Source organism: Streptomyces sp. NPDC002574 (assembly GCF_042889545.1).
GTDB lineage: Bacteria > Actinomycetota > Actinomycetes > Streptomycetales > Streptomycetaceae > Actinacidiphila.
In genome coordinates, this window is record NZ_JBIARB010000015.1 from 92,866 (window position 1) to 110,066 (window position 17,201).

Sequence of the window (17,201 nt, forward strand, 5' to 3'; positions counted from 1 at the left end):
TCCCAGCGGCCGGCGCACGCCGGGGGCGCCTCACGGGTGACGCGGGGATCCCGGCCGGGATGTGGACCCGGGCCGTCCTGCCCGCTCCGGTCCCCCGCTCAGTGGTGCGCGTGGTGGCCCGCGGACGCGTTCGTGCCCTGCACGGCGGCGGCGTGGTCCGGGTGGTGCGGCTCGTAGCCCGGGATCGTGCCGTCCGGCTTGGCGACCAGGAACAGACCGGCCATTCCCATGTCCGAGTGACTCTGGACGTGGCAGTGGTACATCCAGGCGCCGGCGCCCACGTGTTCGCCCGCGATGATCTGGAAGCCGAAGGAGTCCGCCGGCCCGACGATCTTGTTGTCGACGACGCGGCTGGGGTCGTCCGGGCCGGTCAGGAGGCCCGTTCTGTTGTCGGCCCAGCGATGACCGTGCATGTGGAACGCGTGGTAGTACTCGCCGTGCGTGATCATGACGATCTCGACACGGTCGCCCACCGTCGCCTCGAAGTTCGGGGTCTCGTGAGCGGCCCTGTTGTTGATCGTCATGTCGTTGAAGACGATCGTGAACTGCTTGTCCGGCAGGATGTCGCCCTTCCTGCGCACCACGACCGGGCCGTGGAGGCCCTTGCGGATCCCGCCCGTTCCGTGGTCGGTGCCCACGACGTGGTCGTGGTAGTGCCAGTAACCGGCGCTGCCCGCCTGCCAGGTGCCGTCCTTGCGCCGGCCCGGTGCGTGCGTGCGCCAGGTGTACGTCCGCGTGCCGCCGGGCTCCACGTGGCCGTGGTTCATGCGGGTGCCGTCGCTGGCGACGTCGTAGTCCACACCGTGCACATGGAGGCTGGCGTCGACGTCCGTGGTGTTCTCGAACTCGATGTGCAGCGTGTCGCCCTCGATCAGTTCGATCAGCGGGCCCGGCACGGTGGCCCTGCCCTTCTCCAGGCCGTATCCCATCTGACCGTTCGGCAGGGTCTCGGCGTAGAGCCTGAGATGGCGGACCTGCCCTCCGGCCGGTGCGGTGGGCGGTGGCGATTCCGCGGACGAGGCCGGGGGCGCGGACGCCACGGCCAACGAGGCCGTCCCGGTGGCGGCGACCACGCCACCGGCCAGCAGCCGCCGGTTGAAGCTCCTTCTGTCCATGGCCATTCCGGACACTCCTGTGCCGTGAGGAGACGGACGGGGCGCGAGGACCCCCGGGGGACGGCCACACGGTAGAGCAGGGATCTTCGTTTATCCACACCCGGGACAAAGATGGTGGGATTCCGCCTATTGCCCTTGGCGAACCAGCGAAAGCCGTCTAGCTTCAGCCGCTGTTGCTGTGACACAGAGGGGCGTGAACCATGCAGAGCGCACCACATCACCGGTCGAGATCGCGGCGCGCCGCGGCCGCTGTCCTGGTGGTCGGGACCATGGCGGCGTCGCTGCTGAGCGGCACCGCCGCCACGGCGAGGCCGTATCCGGAGCCGGCACCGACATCGTTATCCCTGCCGTCCCCACCGGGCGGCAAGAACGTCAAGGTCCTGGTGTTCCACGCGTCGGCCACCGAGGAGTCTCCGACCGTCGACGCGGGCATCGAGGCGATCGAGGCCATCGGCCTGTCGGGGCCTGCCCCGCAGCGGTTCAAGACCGTGGCGACCGACGACGCCTCGGTCTTCACCAGCGCGAAGCGGCTGGGCACCTTCAACGCGGTCGTCTTCCTGACCGGCGGCGGCGATGTGCTCGATCCCGAGCAGGAGGCCGGCCTGGAGTCCTACATGGAGGCCGGCGGCGGCTTCCTCGGCATCTACGACGCGGCCAGGACGGAGCCCTACTCCGACTGGTTCGCCGGGCTGATCGGTGCCCGGCCCGCGGCCACCAGCCCGGCGGGCGTGCAGCGCGCGACCGTCGAGGTGCCCGACCGGGTCAATCCGGCCACCAGGAACCTGCCGGTGGAGTGGAAGCGGCCCGACAAGTGGATCAACTGGGCGAGCAACCCGACCGGCAAGGTGCACACCGTCGCCAAGGTCAGGGAGGCCAGTTATCGGCCGGGGGCCGGTGCCAACGGCGTCGACCACCCCGTGTCCTGGTGCCGGGACTACGACGGCGGCCGGTCCTTCTACACCGCGATGGGCGGTACGGCCGAGTCGTTCGCCGAGGCCGACTTCCGCGACCACCTGCGCGGCGCCCTCCAGTGGACGACCCGTCTCTCGCGCGCCGACTGCAAGGCCACCATCGACGCCAACTACAGCGCGGTGCGGGTCACCCAGCCCAACCAGGCCGGTCAACAGGACCAGATCGGCGAGCCGCACGGCCTGGTCGTGGCGCCCGACGGACGGGTTCTGTACATCGGCCGCGGCGGCGGGGTGAACGGCGCGCCGGTCGTGACCGACTGGAACAGCCCCGACATGGGGAAGGGTCTCGGCCAGATCCACGTCTACGACCCGGCGACCAAGAAGGTGACGCTCGCGGGCGCGCTGTCCGTCTTCGGCAACAAGGGCGGCGGCGACGAGCTGACCAAGGTCGAGGAGGGACTGCTCGGCATCGAGCTGGACCCCGCCTTCGAGACCAACGGATGGGTGTACCTGCACTACACGCCGCACTCCGGCCTCGACCGCGACCGGCACGTCGCCGAACGCCGCGTGTCCCGCTTCACGTTGGACCTCGCGACCGACAAGCTGGACCTCGCCTCCGAGAAGGTCCTGCTCACGTGGCCCGTCCAGGTCCACAGCTGCTGCCACGCCGGCGGCGGGATGGCCTGGGACTCCAAGGGCAATCTCTACATCGCGACCGGGGACAACAACTCGTCGGGATTCAGCGACGGTTACTCGGGCAACAACCCGCAGCCCAACTTCAAGGGCCTGTCGTTCTCGGACGCCCGGCGCACGGCGGGCAACACCAACAACCTCAACGGCAAGATCCTGCGCATCCACCCGGAGCCGGACGGCACCTACACCCTCCCCGAGGGCAACCTGTTCACCGGTACGGAGCAGGACGAGGGCGGCGGCAAGACCCGGGGCGAGATCTACGTCATGGGCGTGCGCAATCCGGCCCGCATCTCGGTCGACAAGAAGACCGACATCCTCTACGCGGGCTGGGTCGGCCCCGACGCGGGCGCTCCCAGCACCACCTGGGGACCGGCGAAGTACGACACGTTCGCCGCGATCACCAAGGCGGGCAACCACGGCTGGCCGTTCTGCATGGGCAACAAGCAGCCCTACCGGGACCGCAATCTGCCGGACCCGAGCAAGCCGCTGGGCTGGTACGACTGCGACGCCCCGAAGAACGAGTCGCCGAACAACGACGGTCTGGTGAACCTCCCGCCGATCACGGGCAACACCATCTGGTGCTCCCCGCAGGGCGGCGCGCCCGACTTCCCGCGGGACGCCAACGGGGTGCCCAGCTACAAGAACGAGGAGGCCACGTACCTCCTGCCGTGGCTCAAGGGCGGCGGCCAGGCCACCATGGACGGCCCGGTCTACCGCTATGACGCGAAGACCGCCGGCGCCGAGGCGTGGCCGGAGTACTGGGACGGCAAGTGGTTCGTCGGTGACTTCTACGACGCCGACAACCCGCGGCACGCGGTGCTGACCGACCCCAAGACCGTCGGCAAGGGCGGACTGCCGGTCACCGCCGAGTCGTTGAAGAAGATCATCCCGGTCGGCCAGGGCGGCATCCGGAACCTCATGGACTGGAAGTTCGCTCCTGACGGCTCGCTGTACGTCCTCGACTACGGGCGCGGCTTCTTCACCTCCGACTCCCAGTCCGCGCTGTGGCGTGTGACGTACAAGGGCGGCGAGGCCACTCCCGCCGCCGCGGATCTGGCCAGGAAGGCGGCACAGTGAGACAGCGACCCCTACGCCTGTGGACGGCCCTGCTCGGTACGTTGCTGATGATCGTGGGGCTGACCTCGACGGCCGCGTACGGGCGAAGCGGAGGCGCGGCGTCGTCCGACGGCACCGCGGCCGCGGCCCAGGTGCTGACCTGGACGGCGAGCTCGCGCACCGACCAGTACGCGAGCTTCCCGACCACGGCGGTGGCCGGCCCGGCGACGCTGGTCTTCGAGAACAGCGCCGCGACCGGCAATGACATCGGCATGCCGCACACGCTGACCTTCGACGTGTCGGACCCCGAGTACAACCACGACGTGCCGGTCAACATCCTGGCCAACCCCAGCGACGACAGCGGCGGCAGGCACACCGTCGACGTGACCCTCACGCCCGGCCGCTACCGCTTCTTCTGCAGCATCCCCGGTCACGGGCAGATGCAGGGCATCCTCACCGTGACCGAGCCGGGCGGCGAGGACACCACCGCGCCCACCACGGCGGCCGAGGTCACGGGCCAGAAGAACGCCGACGGCGCGTACGTCGGCTCGGCCACGGTCACCGTGACCGCGACCGATGAGGGCTCCGGGGTGAGGACCACCGAGTACGCGGTCGGCGCGGACGGCCCGTGGCAGCCGTACACCGCTCCGGTGGTCGTCGACCAGGTCGGCTCCCACACCCTCCGCTACCGCGCCACCGACCAGGCGGGGAACGTGGCGGCAGAGAAGTCCGTCGCCTTCGATGTGGTCGCACCGCCGACCGATGACACGACCGCCCCGGAGACCTCGGCGACGGTGAGCGGCGAGAAGGACGCGGCGGGCAACTACCTGACGATGGCCACGGTCACCGTCACCGCCTCGGACACCGGGTCGGGCGTCAACACCATCGAGTACGCCGTCGGGACGGGCGGCGCCTGGCAGGCGTACACCGGGCCGGTGATGGTGCATCAGCTCGGCGCCCAGACGGTCCGCTACCGGGCGGCCGACAAGGCGGGGAACGCGGCGGCCGAGAAGTCCGTCGCCTTCACCGTCGTGGCACCGCCCACGCAGGACACGACCGCGCCGGAGACCTCGGCGACGGTGGCCGGCACGAAGAACTCCAACGGTGCGTACGTCACGAGCGCCAAGGTCACCGTGACCGCGGCCGACTCGGGCTCCGGCGTGGACCGGACCGAGTACTCCCTCGACGGCGGCCCGTACCTCGCGTACACCACCCCCGTCATCGTCGACCGGATCGGTTACCACACGTTCTCCCACCGGGCGACGGACAAGGCCGGCAACACCTCCGCGGCCCGGCAGGTGACGTTCACCATCGCGCAGGGCGGCGGCGTTCCGGCGCCCGACTGCCCTGAGTACGACGAACGGCTGACCGTCATCGTGGGCACGGTGGACTCGGGGGTGCCGAACCGGCTCACCCGCGGCCGCTGCACGATCAACGAGCTGATCGAGGACGAGAGGGACTGGTCCTCGCAGGCCCTGTTCCTCAAGCACGTCGACGGCGTGCTCGACAAGCTGCTGGCCGACAACGTCATCGACCAACGGGAGTTCAACAAGATCACCAAGGCCGCCAAGCAGTCGAAGATCGGCAAGCCCGGCCGGACCGAGGGCTACCGCGATCTGTTCGACGGCACGGAGGCGTCCCTGGTCAAGTGGGAGCAGGTCGGTGGCGGACGGTTCACACTGTCCGGCGACGGCGCCATCACCAGCAGCACGACAGTGCCGGGCATGGGCATGCTGTGGTTCCCGGAGCGCAGGTACGGCGACTTCTCGCTCAAGCTCCAGTTCCGCGACGACGCCCCGGGCACGGGCAACGCCAACGGCGGTGTCTTCGTCCGCTTCCCCAACGTCCACGACCACCCCGAGGAGTCCCGCCCCGAGTGGGTCGCCATCAACTACGGGCACGAGATCCAGATCCTCGACCGCCCGGACGGCGACATGTACAAGACCGGTTCGGTCTACGGCTTCGACCGCGTGGGCCTGGGCGGTGCGGGCGTGACACCGAAGGGCACCTGGAACGACTACGAGATCCGCGCGGAGGGCCAGCACTTCACCGTCCTGCGCAACGGCGTCGTGATCAACGAGTTCGACAACGTGGGTGGACAGGTCTTCGCCCCGCCGCGCTCCGGTGACCCGGGCACCGACGGCCGGCGGTACGCCACCGGCTACATCGGCCTCCAGGTCCACAGCACGACGGACGTGATCTCCTACCGCGACATCCGCATCAAGGAGCTGTAGTCCGGCACCCCCACGGGGGCACGCGCCGTTGACGGACACCGCCCGCGCGGTGGCCGTCAACGGCGCGGACGCGTCCTGCGGCGTGCGCCGGGTGCTGTCCGTGATGCCTCGACGGCCAGGCCGTCGGGAAAAACGTCCAGCCCGCCGGGTGACCGGGCGGGCACGGGGCCGCGGATCCGCCGGCCGGCTCCTTCACAGCGGCTCGACCAGCCCGGCCCGCCACTCCGGCGAGGGGTCCGAGCCCACCTCGCTCCAGTACTCACGTCCGGCCGCGAGCTCTCCGTCCCGCACCGTCCAGAACGACGCCACTCGGTGCAGGCCCATCGTCTCGTGCGGAACCTCCACCTCGGAGACCACCTGGTCGCCGTCGGCGACGACGCGCAGCACCCGGATGGACCACCCCTCGGGATACTCCGCGTTGATGCGCACGTACCGCTCCGGCCCGACGATCCGCTCGCCGCTGACCGGCCACTCCACCACCAGGTCCTCGGCGAGCAACTCACGCAGCCCCGCCCAGTCCCGGTCCTGCATCCGCTCCCACAGCGCACGAACGATCTCCGAAGGGTCCATGGCCGCATCCTGACAGCCGCCACTGACAGGCGCCGGGTGTCAGCGACCCGCCGATGCCGTCTCCGGCACGGCTTCGCACCGGACCGCGCGGGTCAAACGCGGGACCCGGGGAATGCCCGTTCGGCGTACAGATTTCTCAAGCTTTCGTTTTCGGTTGCCGATGCACCCGGCAGGAAGGGGGGACTCGAGGAAGGTTGGTTCCTGTGACGTCAGCATCGACGCCGCAGTCAGTTGCGGGCCCGGACACGGTGGCGGCGGCCATCAAGGACCTGCAGGCCGGCCGGCCCGTCATCGTGGTCGATGACGCGGACCGTGAGAACGAGGGCGATCTGGTCATGGCGGCGCAGTTCGCCACCCCGGAGGCCCTGGGCTTCTTCGTCCGGTACACCGGCGGCCTGATCTGCGCCCCCATGGCGCCGGAGATCGCCGACGCGCTGAAGCTGCCGCTGATGGTCCCGCGCGGGACCGGCAGCGGCGCCGACACCCCGGCCTTCACCGTGTCCGTGGACGCCGCAGGTGTCGGGTCCGGGATCTCGGCCGCGGACCGGGCGCTCACCGCGCGGACGCTCGCCGCCCCCACCACCCACCCCGACCAGCTGATCCGGCCCGGGCACGTGTTCCCGCTGCGGGCCCGGCCCCGGGGCATCGCCGAGCGTCGCGGCCACACCGAAGCCACCGTCGACCTGCTGCGCCTGGCCGGGCTGTCGCCGGTCGGAATGATCAGCGAGGTGTGCACGGACGACGGCTCGGTCGCCGGACCGGACCGGCTGCGCACCTTCGCCGGCGAGCACGGCCTGACGCTCGTCTCGATCGAGCAGCTGTCGAGCCGGCTGCGGCTCGCCGGTGTCCCGACGGCGTGACCGGATGCACCGCGCGACGATCTTCGACCTGGACGACACGCTGATCGACAGCGGGCACGCGTGGTCACGCGTCTGCGCCGTTTTCGCCGCCCGCCACGGCCACCGCTGGAAGCCCGAGGACGACGTGGCCCTGCACGGCAACGGCGGCTGGGCGACGTTCGTCGCGGGCCTGTGCGGCGGAGCGGCGAGCCCCGCGGAAGTCGTCGAGACCTGCACCACCGCGATGACCGGCGAGGTCGCCGCGGGCCGTGTCCGGGCACTGCCCGGGGCGGTCGACCTGGTCCTCGAGGCCGAACGTCACGGGCCCGTCGGGCTGGCCACGGCCAGCCCGCGCCGCTACGTCCTGGCGGTCCTCGACACGCTGGGCCTGGCGGGACGGGTGCGTGCCGCCGTCTGCGGCGAGGAAGTGGTTCGGGGCAAGCCGGCACCGGACGCGTACCTGCTCGCCGCCGCCCGGATCGGCATCCCGCCGTCCGCCTGCCTGGCCGTCGAGGACTCCCCCAACGGCATCCGCTCGGCGACCGCGGCCGGCATGCCGGTCCTGGCCATTCCCCGCGGCGGAACGCCACTCCCCTCCGCTATCGCCCACCTGCCCGCCGCACAGGCCCCCGACGCGACGGCGGCCCTCCCCCTCCTGACCCGGCTCCTCACACCCCGCCCTCAACCCGGGCCCCTGGTCCACGAACGCACACCCTGAACCACCACCCGCCGGTCCGGAGCTCCCGCCCCGGGCCGGCGTGGGTGGGCTCCACGCGTGACAGAGGTTCGTCCCGCCCGTCCGGAGGACGGTGACGCGCTCGGCGAGATACACGCCACCGCGCGGGAGGCGTCCCATGCGCCCTTCTCCGCGCCCGAGTTCGCCGCGGACGCCGTCCGGAGCAGGCGTACGAGGTGGCACGAGCGGATCGTGGAGGGGACCGGGACGATCCTGCTCGCGGAGCGGGACAGTCACCCCCCTGGCGCTTTGCTGGCTGCGGCTCTCCCCGACGCGACCGGGTCCGGGAGAAATCTTCAGCTTCTACTGCCATCCCGACGGGTGGGGCGGTGGCATCGCCCACGCCCTGATGGCCCAGTCGCTCCGCCGGCTGCGCGACGACGGCCTTCCCCGGGTGCATCTGCGGACGCTCCGGGACACCCCGCAGTCGCGCCGCTTCTACGTCAAGTGCGGCTTCACCGAGTCCGGCAGCACACGCACGTACGACTACGGCGACGGCAATCCCGTCGACCAGGTCGAGTACGAACGAGCCTGCTGACCAGCAGGAGAACCCCGCGGGGACGGGTCCGCGCGCCAAATCCCCGCCCTCCCCGCCGCCATGGCGTAAGCTGATGTCACCGACGCGGGGTGGAGCAGCTCGGTAGCTCGCTGGGCTCATAACCCAGAGGTCGCGTGGTTCAAATCCCGCCCCCGCTACGAACCTTCGGCCCCCTTCGACGTCATGTCGAAGGGGGCCGTCGACGTCGTCACCTACCCTGTGGATCGTCCGATCGAGCAGAGCACGGCGAGGCATTCGTGACCCGAGAGCTGTACAACATCCGCATGGTGCCCGCGGAGGACACCCCCACGCCGCTGACGGAGGAAGAGGAACAGCGCGCGCGGACGACGCTGTTCTTCGACCTCGGTCGTGTGATCGCCGATCGCGGCTGGGTGCGCTTCCCGGCGTATTCGCGGGAAGAGCGGCGACGGCTGGTGGCCGTCGCCCAGCGTCTGAGCGCCCATTGGGGGTGCGAGGTCCGCGTCGAGGCCGAGGACCACTGCGCCCTGAGGCTCTTCCTCCCCGGTCACGGCCCGCAGGCACCCGCCTGACGGACCGCGGCGGTCAGCGGAGCGACGCGGGCAGCTCCTCGCGGTGGACGATGCCCAGGCGCTGCGTCGCGCGGGTCAGCGCCACGTACAGGTCACTGGTCCCGAACCGCCCCGGCTCCACGACCAGGACATGGTCGAATTCCAGGCCCTTGGCCTCCCGCGGGCCCAGCAGCACCACCGGACGGGTCAGGTCGGGTTCGGCGCCGGCCGTGACACCGTCGAGGGATGCCGCGATCTCCTCGTGCAGCTCACGCGGTGCGATCACCGCGAGCCGCCCCTGTTCGGGCGTGAGTTCCACGACGGCCCGCGCCACCGCGCCCGCCAGGTCCGCCCCGGCGTCGCGCGTCCACGGCTTCTCGCCGGTGGAGCGCACCGACCCGGGCGGCTCGAACGAGGGGTCCTTCGCCTGCACGACCCTTGCGGCGAGCTCCATGATCTCCGCCGGCGTGCGGTAGTTGACCCCCAGCCTGACGTGCTCGAAACGGTCGCCGACGTACGGTTCGAGAATCTTCTCCCACGAACCGACGCCCGCTTCCTCGGAGGTCTGCGCCGGGTCGCCGACGAGGGTCAGCGAGCGGGTCGGTGAGCGGCGCATCAGCAGGCGCCAGGCCATCGGCGAGAGTTCCTGCGCCTCGTCGACGATGATGTGGCCGAACGCCCAGGTCCGGTCGGCCGCGGCCCGCTCGGCCGCGCTGCGGTGGTCGGCCTCCTCGTGCCGCTCGGCCATCCGCTCGGCGTCGATGATGTCGTGGGCGGCCAGACGCTCGGACTCCTCGTCCTCGAACTCGTACGTCTCCGAACCCCGGGACAGTTCCAGGACGCCCTGGGCGTAGGCGACCCGCTCCTGGCGTTCGGCTTCGGCCGCCGCGCGGGCGGCGCTGTCGTCCGCCCCGAGCAGTTCGGCCGCCTCGTCCAGCAGCGGGACATCGGCCGGGGTCCACTCCCCCTCGTCGGGACCGCGCCGGACGGCCTCGGCGTCGCCCTGCGGCAGGTACACCGGCGCGGCCAGGTAGCCCGTGACGAACTCCTCGGGCGTGAGCAGCGGCCACAGGTCCGCGATGGCGGCCCGCACCTCGCGGCTCGCGGCGACGCCCTTGCCGAGCAGCGCGATGTCGTCCGCGCCGAGGAAGTTCGGTCCGCCGTACGGGTCCGCGCCGATGCGGTCGGCGAGCTGTGCGGTGAGGGCGTCGATCACGTGGAACGCGAAGTAGGGGCGCGCGAGGTTGTGCGGCAGCCGGGTCTCCCGGGCGGCTTCCCGGGCCTGGTAGGCGATCTCCCAGTCCAGGACGAGCTCGCCGTCGTCGTGCGCGATCACCACCGGCGCGCCGGGCTCGGGCAGCTGCTGCCGGTCGAGCACGGCCAGGGCGAGGACCTCGGCCATTCCCGCCCCGCCCTTGACCGCGGACGCGCGGGCGGTGTCGGTGCCGCGGGCGTGGACACCGGGGAAGAGCTCGGCCTGTGTGGCCAGCATGACCCCGGTCTCGCCGAGCGCGGGCAGCACCTCGCCGATGTAGCCGAGGAAGGCCGCGTTGGGGCCCACGACCAGCACCGCGCGCTTGGACAGCAGCTCGCGGTGCTCGTACAGCAGGTAGGCCGCGCGGTGCAGGGCGACCGCCGTCTTGCCCGTGCCGGGGCCGCCCTCGACGACGAGGACCCCGCGGTGCGGGGCACGGATGATGCGGTCCTGTTCGGCCTGGATGGTCCGCACGATGTCGCCCATGCGGCCGGTACGGGCGGAGTCGAGCGCGGCCAGCAGCACGGCGTCGCCACTGGGATCCTCGAAGCCGCTGCGTTCGGCGTCGTGGAGATCGAGGATCTCGTCGTGCAGTTCGGTCACCGTGCGGCCCTCGGTGGTGATGTGCCTGCGCCGGCGCAGGTCCATCGGCGTGTGACCGGTGGCGAGATAGAACGGCCGGGCGACCGGTGCCCTCCAGTCGATCAGCAATGGCGTGCGGTCGGGGTCGTCCTCACGAATTCCGATGCGGCCGATATGGTGCACGGCGCCGTCGCACAGATCAATGCGGCCGAAACACAGCGAACCGTCCACCGCGTTCAGGGCCGCCAGCAGCCCCGAACGCTCCGCGACCAGCACATCACGTTCGAGACGTGCCTGAAGACCGTTCCCCACCGGGGTCAACGCGTCCTCGACACCGTGCGCCGCGACCCCGCGCAGGATGTCGACACGGTCGTAGACCCGGTCGATGAATTCCTGTTCCCGCTGCAATTCGACGTCCCCGCGAGTTGACAAAACGGCTCCCTGCCCGATATGCTGTTCCTTGTAGCCCCCGGTGAGGGGCTTTTTCTGTGGGTGCACAGAACTACTCAATATACGTGACGCATTCCCCGCCCCGCAATTGCGGAGCGGGGAATTGCCGTTTCTGCGGGCCTCCCGGCGGCGACCGCCTTGCCGGGGACTCCGCGCACGCGCTCGGAAATCGCTTGGCCGCGTCCCGGGCGGGTTCTAGTCTCCCCTGCATCGGCGTGTAGCTCAGCAGCAGAGCACCGGGCTCTCAACCCGGAGGGCGCAGGGGCGGAACCTGCCACGTCGGCGTATGAACGATGACGCTGAGCAGCAGCTCCTCGCCGGGTCCGACGGATCCGTCAACTACCCGTACGGCAGGCTGACGCAGGCCTTCCTGACCGCGCTGACCCACCCTGACGCCGAGACCCGGAGCCGTGCGCGCAGCGGCGCCCGGCGCTGGCGGGCGGTGATCGACGGGATGGCCGACGGACGCCTGTCCATCGGCTCGCGCACTCCCGTGGCCGGGCTGCCCGCCTGGGTGACCCCGCAGGTGCTGCGGGGCGGATTCGCCACACCCGACGCGAGCGCCGGGGGTCCGCTGCTCGCGTACGAGCGTGAGGCGGCACGTTCGGCAGGGGTCCCGGCCGATCGCTCGGCGCTGTTCGCGTACTGCCTCACCGAGCGGGGACTGGACCGGTTGTACGCGCTGCTCGACAGCGGCCGCTACGAGGTGGCCGTGTCCGAGGAGGCCGCGCTGCTCACGGTGGCGTGGCTGGTGCGGACCGGTGACGTGACCGCCGCCGTCGGCCTCGTCCGCGTGCTGGAACCGTTCGCCGACCGGCTGCGCTTCACGCCGCGGCCGGCCGCACGGCCCGCGCCGGACCCCCGCGCCGTCCACCGCCGCACGGTCGGCGACGCCGGTGCGTCCCTGGCGCGCCGCCGGCCCCATGCCGGCGTCGAGGCGCAGCGCGAGGCACTCACCGTCTGGCAGCCGTTCGGCGACGAACTCCTCGCCCACTGGCTGGAGACCGCGGGCGCCGGCCGCGTACTGGACCACCTGCCCGACGACGTCTGGCGGGAACGAGGTGCGGCGCTCCTGCGCCGCTACCAGGAACTCGCCGCCGCCCACACCCGCTGCGGCAAACACCGCGACCCGAAGGAGAACCTGGGCATCCTGCGCGGCGCCCTGGAGGAGACCGCCGCCGGGCGGCCGCTGGACGCGCGCCGACTCGGCCTGCTGCGGCACGCGGCGGAGTCCATGGTGCGCCGGCGTGACCGTCCCGGCTCCGACCGGCACACACAACTGCGCGCCCGGCAGGCGGCCCAGGCGGCCCTGCCCTCGCACCACGCCCTGGCCCAACTCGTCCTGCGCAGGCTGTCCGCACTCCCCCAGGAAACCGGCGCGGCCGACACGGCACGGCTGGTCGCGAACGTCACGGAGCCCGAGGCACGGGACAGCGGCCTGCCCGCGGGCACGGTGATACCGCCGTCGGTCCGGCGCGTCGTGGAAGCGGCTCTGAGCGCGCCGATCGGCACGCTCGTGGAACGCGGGGTGGTGCCCTCGGCCGAGGTCCTGGCCGAACTGGTGCCGCAACTCGTCGCCGCGGCCGGAGCACAGGCCTACCCCGACCCGGCACTGCGGCACCTCGTGGCCGCGAACTACCGGGCGTTCCGGAACCGCCGCTCGCTGCTCCTGCTCGGCCTCGCCCATCAGGTACGGGTCGAGGAACTGCCCTGGGTCCGGGCGGTGGAGGGGCACCGCGCGACGAAGGGGGTCCGGGAGCCGGCGGAGATCGTCCTGCGTGAACTGGGCGAACTGGCCGTGCAGGCGTTTCCGGGCACGCTGCTGCCCAACCCGCTGGTCCGCGAGCTGGGCGTGCTGGCCCGGCAGGCCGAGACCGGTGCGCCGTTCGTCGAGGAACTGGCCGCTGACATCTTCGAGGGCACCTTCACCCCGAAGTTCCTCACGGCGGCGCGAGTGGCCGCGGAACTGCTCGGCGGCAGCCTCTACGAGCGGTATTACGCCATCGACTACGCGGCCGTCCGCAACCTCGCGATCACGGAGACGGGCACGGCGCTCACCCGTGCCGGTTCCCCACACGCCGCCGGTTCCACGGCATTCGCCGAGCTGTGCGCCCAACGGGCCGGCCGGCCCGGCGCGGGGGGCTGGTCAGTGGCGGCCAACGGCATGGTCATCGAGCAGGCCCAGATCCTCACCACGCACAATCTGGCCACCCTCGTCGGCCGCGTCGGCATCACGCCCGAACCGGGCTGGGACGACCTGGCCCGGCGCTGCTTCACCACCGTGTGCCGCACCACGGCCCGGGTCCACAACAACCCGCGGCCACTGCCCACGATCAAGGAAGCGGCCTACGCGTGGCGGCAGATGCTCTTCTACCTGTCGCTGTGCGGACCCGCCGCGCAAGGGGAATTCATCGCCCACCTGGACGAGGAAGCAGCCCACCACCCCGGCCATGTCGCGGCCCGCCTCGCCCCCGCCCTGACCGGCCTCCGGCACGTCGCCGCCGGCGGTGCCGCCGACAGCGGCACCGGACGCCACTTCCTGGGCTGGACCACCACGCGCCACTGGCTTCGATGAGCGGGACCGGGGCAGGGGACCGTGAGCGGCGGAACCCCACGCGTCCGCGGCGACATCCCGGACAGCGGGTGCGCGGCCGGCCGCGTCAGGTCGGCGGAGGCAGGGGGATGACGTCCGGCTTGCCTCGATGGTGCAGCGTGGCGGTGTCCGCGGCCGAGTGGGTGTGCAAAGTCCGGGTGATGACCTCGACGCCGCGGGCGAGGTCGTCACGGATCAGGATGCCGAGGTTGTACTGCACGAGGACGTAAGTGCCGTTCTGCGGGCGCAACGCGCTGCCCCCCAGGTCCGCGCTGCCGAGGTCCGCCTCCTGGAGAGCGGCGTTGAGCTCCTCCGCGACCTGTGGTCCGAAACGCCCCGGCCGTCCCTCGACCGGCAGGGTGAGCGACAACCGCCAGGACTGACTGCCCGACAGCGGACTCGGGCCGAACCACCGGGCCACGAGCTCGCCTTGGGGCATCCCGGCCAGGGTCTCCACGACCCAGCATGCCTCCGCCCGGTCTACGGGATCGCCGACCGCGCGCAGCAGCACGCGGTTGCCGTAGCCGGCCGCGGCAAGCGCGTCCGCGAGTGCCGGCAGGTGTTCGTGTCCGTCGGCGGCAAGGCAGCGGTCCAGGGCCTCGCGGACCGCAGGCTGCGCGAGGACGGGATCAGCGGCCGTCGCGGCCGTGCGCGCACGGGCGTAGGTCAGGAGCGCCGACCACGCAGCGAACGGGAACTGCTTCGAGGACGGCGTCCGCAGGGAGTACAGCGGCAGACCGTCGGTGCTGTCCTGGCCGACCGCTTCGTGCCCGTCGGCGCGGGTCGTCCACGCCAGCCCCGTGCCCCTCAGATCCCGCAGGTCGAACCAGTCACGCGTCTCCTCACGCACCCTGCCGCTGCCGCCGACGCCGGGGCGCATGGACTCGAACGCGGCGTCCACCAGGGGCGTGATGGTGTCCAGGTCGTCGTTCTCGGCCAGGAAGGCGAAGCGGCACAGCAGCGCCAGCATCGGGCCGGGGTGACGCAGTTCCGTGTCGTGGAGGGCGACGGCCCGGCACAGCAGATCCAGTTCCCGCCAGGGCATCACATGCGGGTGGAAGTGTGCCTGGTCGTCCCAGCCGACGTTCGCCGGCTCCGGGAGGCCGGGTGCCTCCACAGCGAGTTCGACGTACTCGGCGGGGGTGAGGTCGAGGACCAGCGCGAAGCCCCCACCGGTCGGGAACCGGGTGATGTACGCCTCCTCGTCCTCCGCGTCGTGGACGTCGGGCGCATCGTCGTCGAAGAGATACCGGGGCCAGAAGTCCGGATCGGCCATGCGGGCCGCCAGTGCGTCATCGAGAGGCATGCGGGTCAGGTTAGAGCGCGGGTCCGACACGGCTCCCTGCGGATACGGAGAGGCCGGAGACGGTGGCCGCCGGCCCGGCGCCCTTCGCGGCCCTGGAGAACACGCAGGCGCCGACGGGAGAGGCGAAAGTGCGGGTCGTGTCGATCCGGAGCGTCGACGCGGCCCATCTCGTCCTGACGGATCTCGACCTGTCCGACTGTCGATTCGCCGGCGCCGTCCATCTCGACCAACTGCGGCTCGAAGGCCGGTGCGTCTTCGACACTCCGCCCTCGGGCATTCGGCGACGCGGAGTGGTTTTCGAACGGTGGACGCCGCGCCGCACACTCGCGGAGGAACACTACTGGCGCACGGGGCAGGGCAGGAGCGGCTGGAAGACGGCACCCGGTGGGGGCGACGTGCCGGGGCCGACGACGGTCGCCCCGCTGTACCGCCAACTGCGTAAATCCTTGGAGGACGGCAAGAACGAACCGGATGCCGCCGACTTCTACTACGGCGAGATGGAGATGCGCCGCAACGACCCCGACCGGCCCCGCGGTGAACGTTTCCTCCTCGCCGTCTACTGGGCGCTCTCGGGGTACGGGCTGCGTGCCTCCCGAGCGGTCGGGTGGCTGCTGGGCGCCATGGCGGCCACGGTCCTGGCGATGATGCTCTGGGGACTGGCGGCGCAGGACATGGACCCGGTGAGCCGTGGGACTGTGGACGGCCGGCGGGTTCAGCTGACCACGAGGACCCCCGACCCGGTCGATCCAAGCAGGCCCTACGCGCGGCGGCTGTCCGGCGACCGGTTCGAGAGGTCGTTGCGGGTGGTCATCGACTCGGTGGTGTTCCGGTCGTCCGAGCAGGGCCTGACGACTGCCGGTACCTGCATCGAGATGGCCTCCCGGGTGACGGAACCGATCCTGCTCGCTTTTGCCGCGCTCTCCGTCCGTAGCCGCGTGAAACGGTAGTGGCCGGCCGCCGGCGAGATCACCGGCTGCTGCCTTCCGATACGTTCGTGGGGTGATCGATGGCTTCGACGTGGCCCGTGCGCTGGACGGCGGAATCCACGACCGGGAGCGGGCCTGGGCGTTCGTCCGCAGCTTCGCCGCCGCTTGGGGCGAGCGGCTGAGCAAGGACGACGGCACTCCCACCGAGGAACTGACGCGGGCGGAGGCGGCGCTCGGCCTCCATCTGCCGACCGCGCTGCGCGAGTTCCACACCCTGGCAGGCGCCCGGCGCGACCTTGTCGCCAACCAGGACCCCCTGCTCCCGGCTCATGCGATGTTCGTGCACGAGGAGCCGGACGGTGTCCTGGTGTTCCGCGCGGAGAACCAGGACTGTGCCTTCTGGGGCGTGCGACTGACGGACCTCGACCAGGACGATCCGCCGGTGCTGGTCGAGACGCGGCAGGGCTGGGTTCCGTTCCTGGACAGGCTGTCCCTGGCCTGCGTCGAGCTCGTACTGGGCGAAGCGCTGTTGGGGGGCGGGGGGCGGCTCTACAACGCATGCGAGCTGCCCGCGGACCTGCTCGACACGGTGCCCGAACACTTTCGGCGGGCGCCGCTGCCGGACTACCCGTTGTGGACCGGGCCGGAGGACTCTCCCGTGCGCTGGTTCTCCGCGCCCGGCAAGCTGCTGCGTCAGGACGGCTCGGGCGCCCACAGTTGGCTGCACGTCCGGGGCCGGACCCGGGCGGATCTCGACGAGATCTGCGAGACGATCCCTGGGCGGTGGTCGCTGGGATACGACGAGACGCCGGGCTTCCGGCCGCTGCCCTCGTGAGCGGGAACGGGCGGAGGTCACCCCCCGCCCGT

The 17,201-nt window shown here is 71.6% G+C and carries 13 protein-coding genes and 2 tRNA genes; 11 read left to right on the top strand and 4 right to left on the bottom strand.

Annotated features, from left to right (window positions below):
* Positions 1 to 98: 98 nt before the first annotated feature.
* On the bottom strand, positions 99 to 1,115 hold the full coding sequence (locus ACFYXS_RS32165; RefSeq protein WP_389254764.1) for a multicopper oxidase domain-containing protein: 1,017 nt from the start codon (positions 1,113 to 1,115) through the stop codon (positions 99 to 101).
* Positions 1,116 to 1,315: 200 nt separating this feature from the next.
* Between ACFYXS_RS32165 and ACFYXS_RS32170 the strand changes: the two genes are divergently transcribed.
* Both ACFYXS_RS32170 and ACFYXS_RS32175 read left to right on the top strand, forming a co-directional pair.
* Positions 1,316 to 3,796, top strand: a complete 2,481-nt coding sequence (locus ACFYXS_RS32170; protein WP_389254563.1) for a ThuA domain-containing protein — start codon at positions 1,316 to 1,318, stop codon at positions 3,794 to 3,796.
* 47 nt (positions 3,797 to 3,843) lie between these two features.
* Positions 3,844 to 6,009, top strand: a complete 2,166-nt coding sequence (locus ACFYXS_RS32175) for an OmpL47-type beta-barrel domain-containing protein (protein WP_389254767.1) — start codon at positions 3,844 to 3,846, stop codon at positions 6,007 to 6,009.
* A 192-nt stretch (positions 6,010 to 6,201) separates the two neighbouring features.
* Here ACFYXS_RS32175 and ACFYXS_RS32180 read toward each other — a convergent pair whose 3' ends face one another.
* The gene (locus ACFYXS_RS32180; RefSeq protein WP_389254565.1) at positions 6,202 to 6,579 is read right to left on the bottom strand and encodes a nuclear transport factor 2 family protein; all 378 of its coding nucleotides are present in this window, start codon (positions 6,577 to 6,579) and stop codon (positions 6,202 to 6,204) included.
* A 203-nt stretch (positions 6,580 to 6,782) separates the two neighbouring features.
* Here ACFYXS_RS32180 and ribB point away from each other — a divergent pair, with 203 nt between their 5' ends.
* From ribB to ACFYXS_RS32205, 5 genes are all read left to right on the top strand, one after another.
* Positions 6,783 to 7,439, top strand: a complete 657-nt coding sequence (gene ribB, locus ACFYXS_RS32185) for a 3,4-dihydroxy-2-butanone-4-phosphate synthase (protein ID WP_389254567.1) — start codon at positions 6,783 to 6,785, stop codon at positions 7,437 to 7,439.
* Positions 7,440 to 7,443: 4 nt separating this feature from the next.
* On the top strand, positions 7,444 to 8,136 hold the full coding sequence (locus ACFYXS_RS32190) for an HAD family hydrolase (RefSeq protein WP_389254569.1): 693 nt from the start codon (positions 7,444 to 7,446) through the stop codon (positions 8,134 to 8,136).
* Between the two features lie 136 nt (positions 8,137 to 8,272).
* On the top strand, positions 8,273 to 8,692 hold the full coding sequence (locus ACFYXS_RS32195; protein WP_389254572.1) for a GNAT family N-acetyltransferase: 420 nt from the start codon (positions 8,273 to 8,275) through the stop codon (positions 8,690 to 8,692).
* Positions 8,693 to 8,775: 83 nt separating this feature from the next.
* A tRNA-Met gene (locus tag ACFYXS_RS32200) sits at positions 8,776 to 8,850 on the top strand.
* Positions 8,851 to 8,949: 99 nt separating this feature from the next.
* A complete protein-coding gene (locus ACFYXS_RS32205) occupies positions 8,950 to 9,243 on the top strand; it encodes a hypothetical protein (protein ID WP_389254574.1) in 294 nt (97 codons plus the stop codon).
* A 13-nt stretch (positions 9,244 to 9,256) separates the two neighbouring features.
* Here the strand turns inward: ACFYXS_RS32205 and ACFYXS_RS32210 are convergent, their stop codons facing one another.
* Entirely contained in the window at positions 9,257 to 11,467 is a 2,211-nt protein-coding gene (locus ACFYXS_RS32210) for a HelD family protein (RefSeq protein ID WP_389254769.1), read from the bottom strand.
* A gap of 253 nt (positions 11,468 to 11,720) precedes the next feature.
* Here ACFYXS_RS32210 and ACFYXS_RS32215 point away from each other — a divergent pair.
* Together ACFYXS_RS32215 and ACFYXS_RS32220 are read left to right on the top strand one after the other, a co-directional pair.
* Positions 11,721 to 11,792, top strand: a tRNA-Glu gene (locus ACFYXS_RS32215).
* Positions 11,793 to 11,795: 3 nt separating this feature from the next.
* A complete protein-coding gene (locus ACFYXS_RS32220) occupies positions 11,796 to 14,084 on the top strand; it encodes a hypothetical protein (protein ID WP_389254576.1) in 2,289 nt (762 codons plus the stop codon).
* 85 nt (positions 14,085 to 14,169) lie between these two features.
* On the opposite strand, the gene ACFYXS_RS32225 is transcribed toward ACFYXS_RS32220, so the two are convergent.
* The gene (locus ACFYXS_RS32225) at positions 14,170 to 15,408 is read right to left on the bottom strand and encodes a hypothetical protein (protein ID WP_389254578.1); all 1,239 of its coding nucleotides are present in this window, start codon (positions 15,406 to 15,408) and stop codon (positions 14,170 to 14,172) included.
* A gap of 137 nt (positions 15,409 to 15,545) precedes the next feature.
* On the opposite strand from ACFYXS_RS32225, the gene ACFYXS_RS32230 reads away from it, so the two are divergent.
* Both ACFYXS_RS32230 and ACFYXS_RS32235 read left to right on the top strand, forming a co-directional pair.
* A complete protein-coding gene (locus ACFYXS_RS32230; RefSeq protein WP_389254580.1) occupies positions 15,546 to 16,355 on the top strand; it encodes a hypothetical protein in 810 nt (269 codons plus the stop codon).
* A gap of 52 nt (positions 16,356 to 16,407) precedes the next feature.
* Positions 16,408 to 17,169, top strand: coding sequence for an SMI1/KNR4 family protein (locus ACFYXS_RS32235; RefSeq protein WP_389254582.1), 762 nt, complete (start codon positions 16,408 to 16,410; stop codon positions 17,167 to 17,169).
* Positions 17,170 to 17,201: the final 32 nt, after the last annotated feature.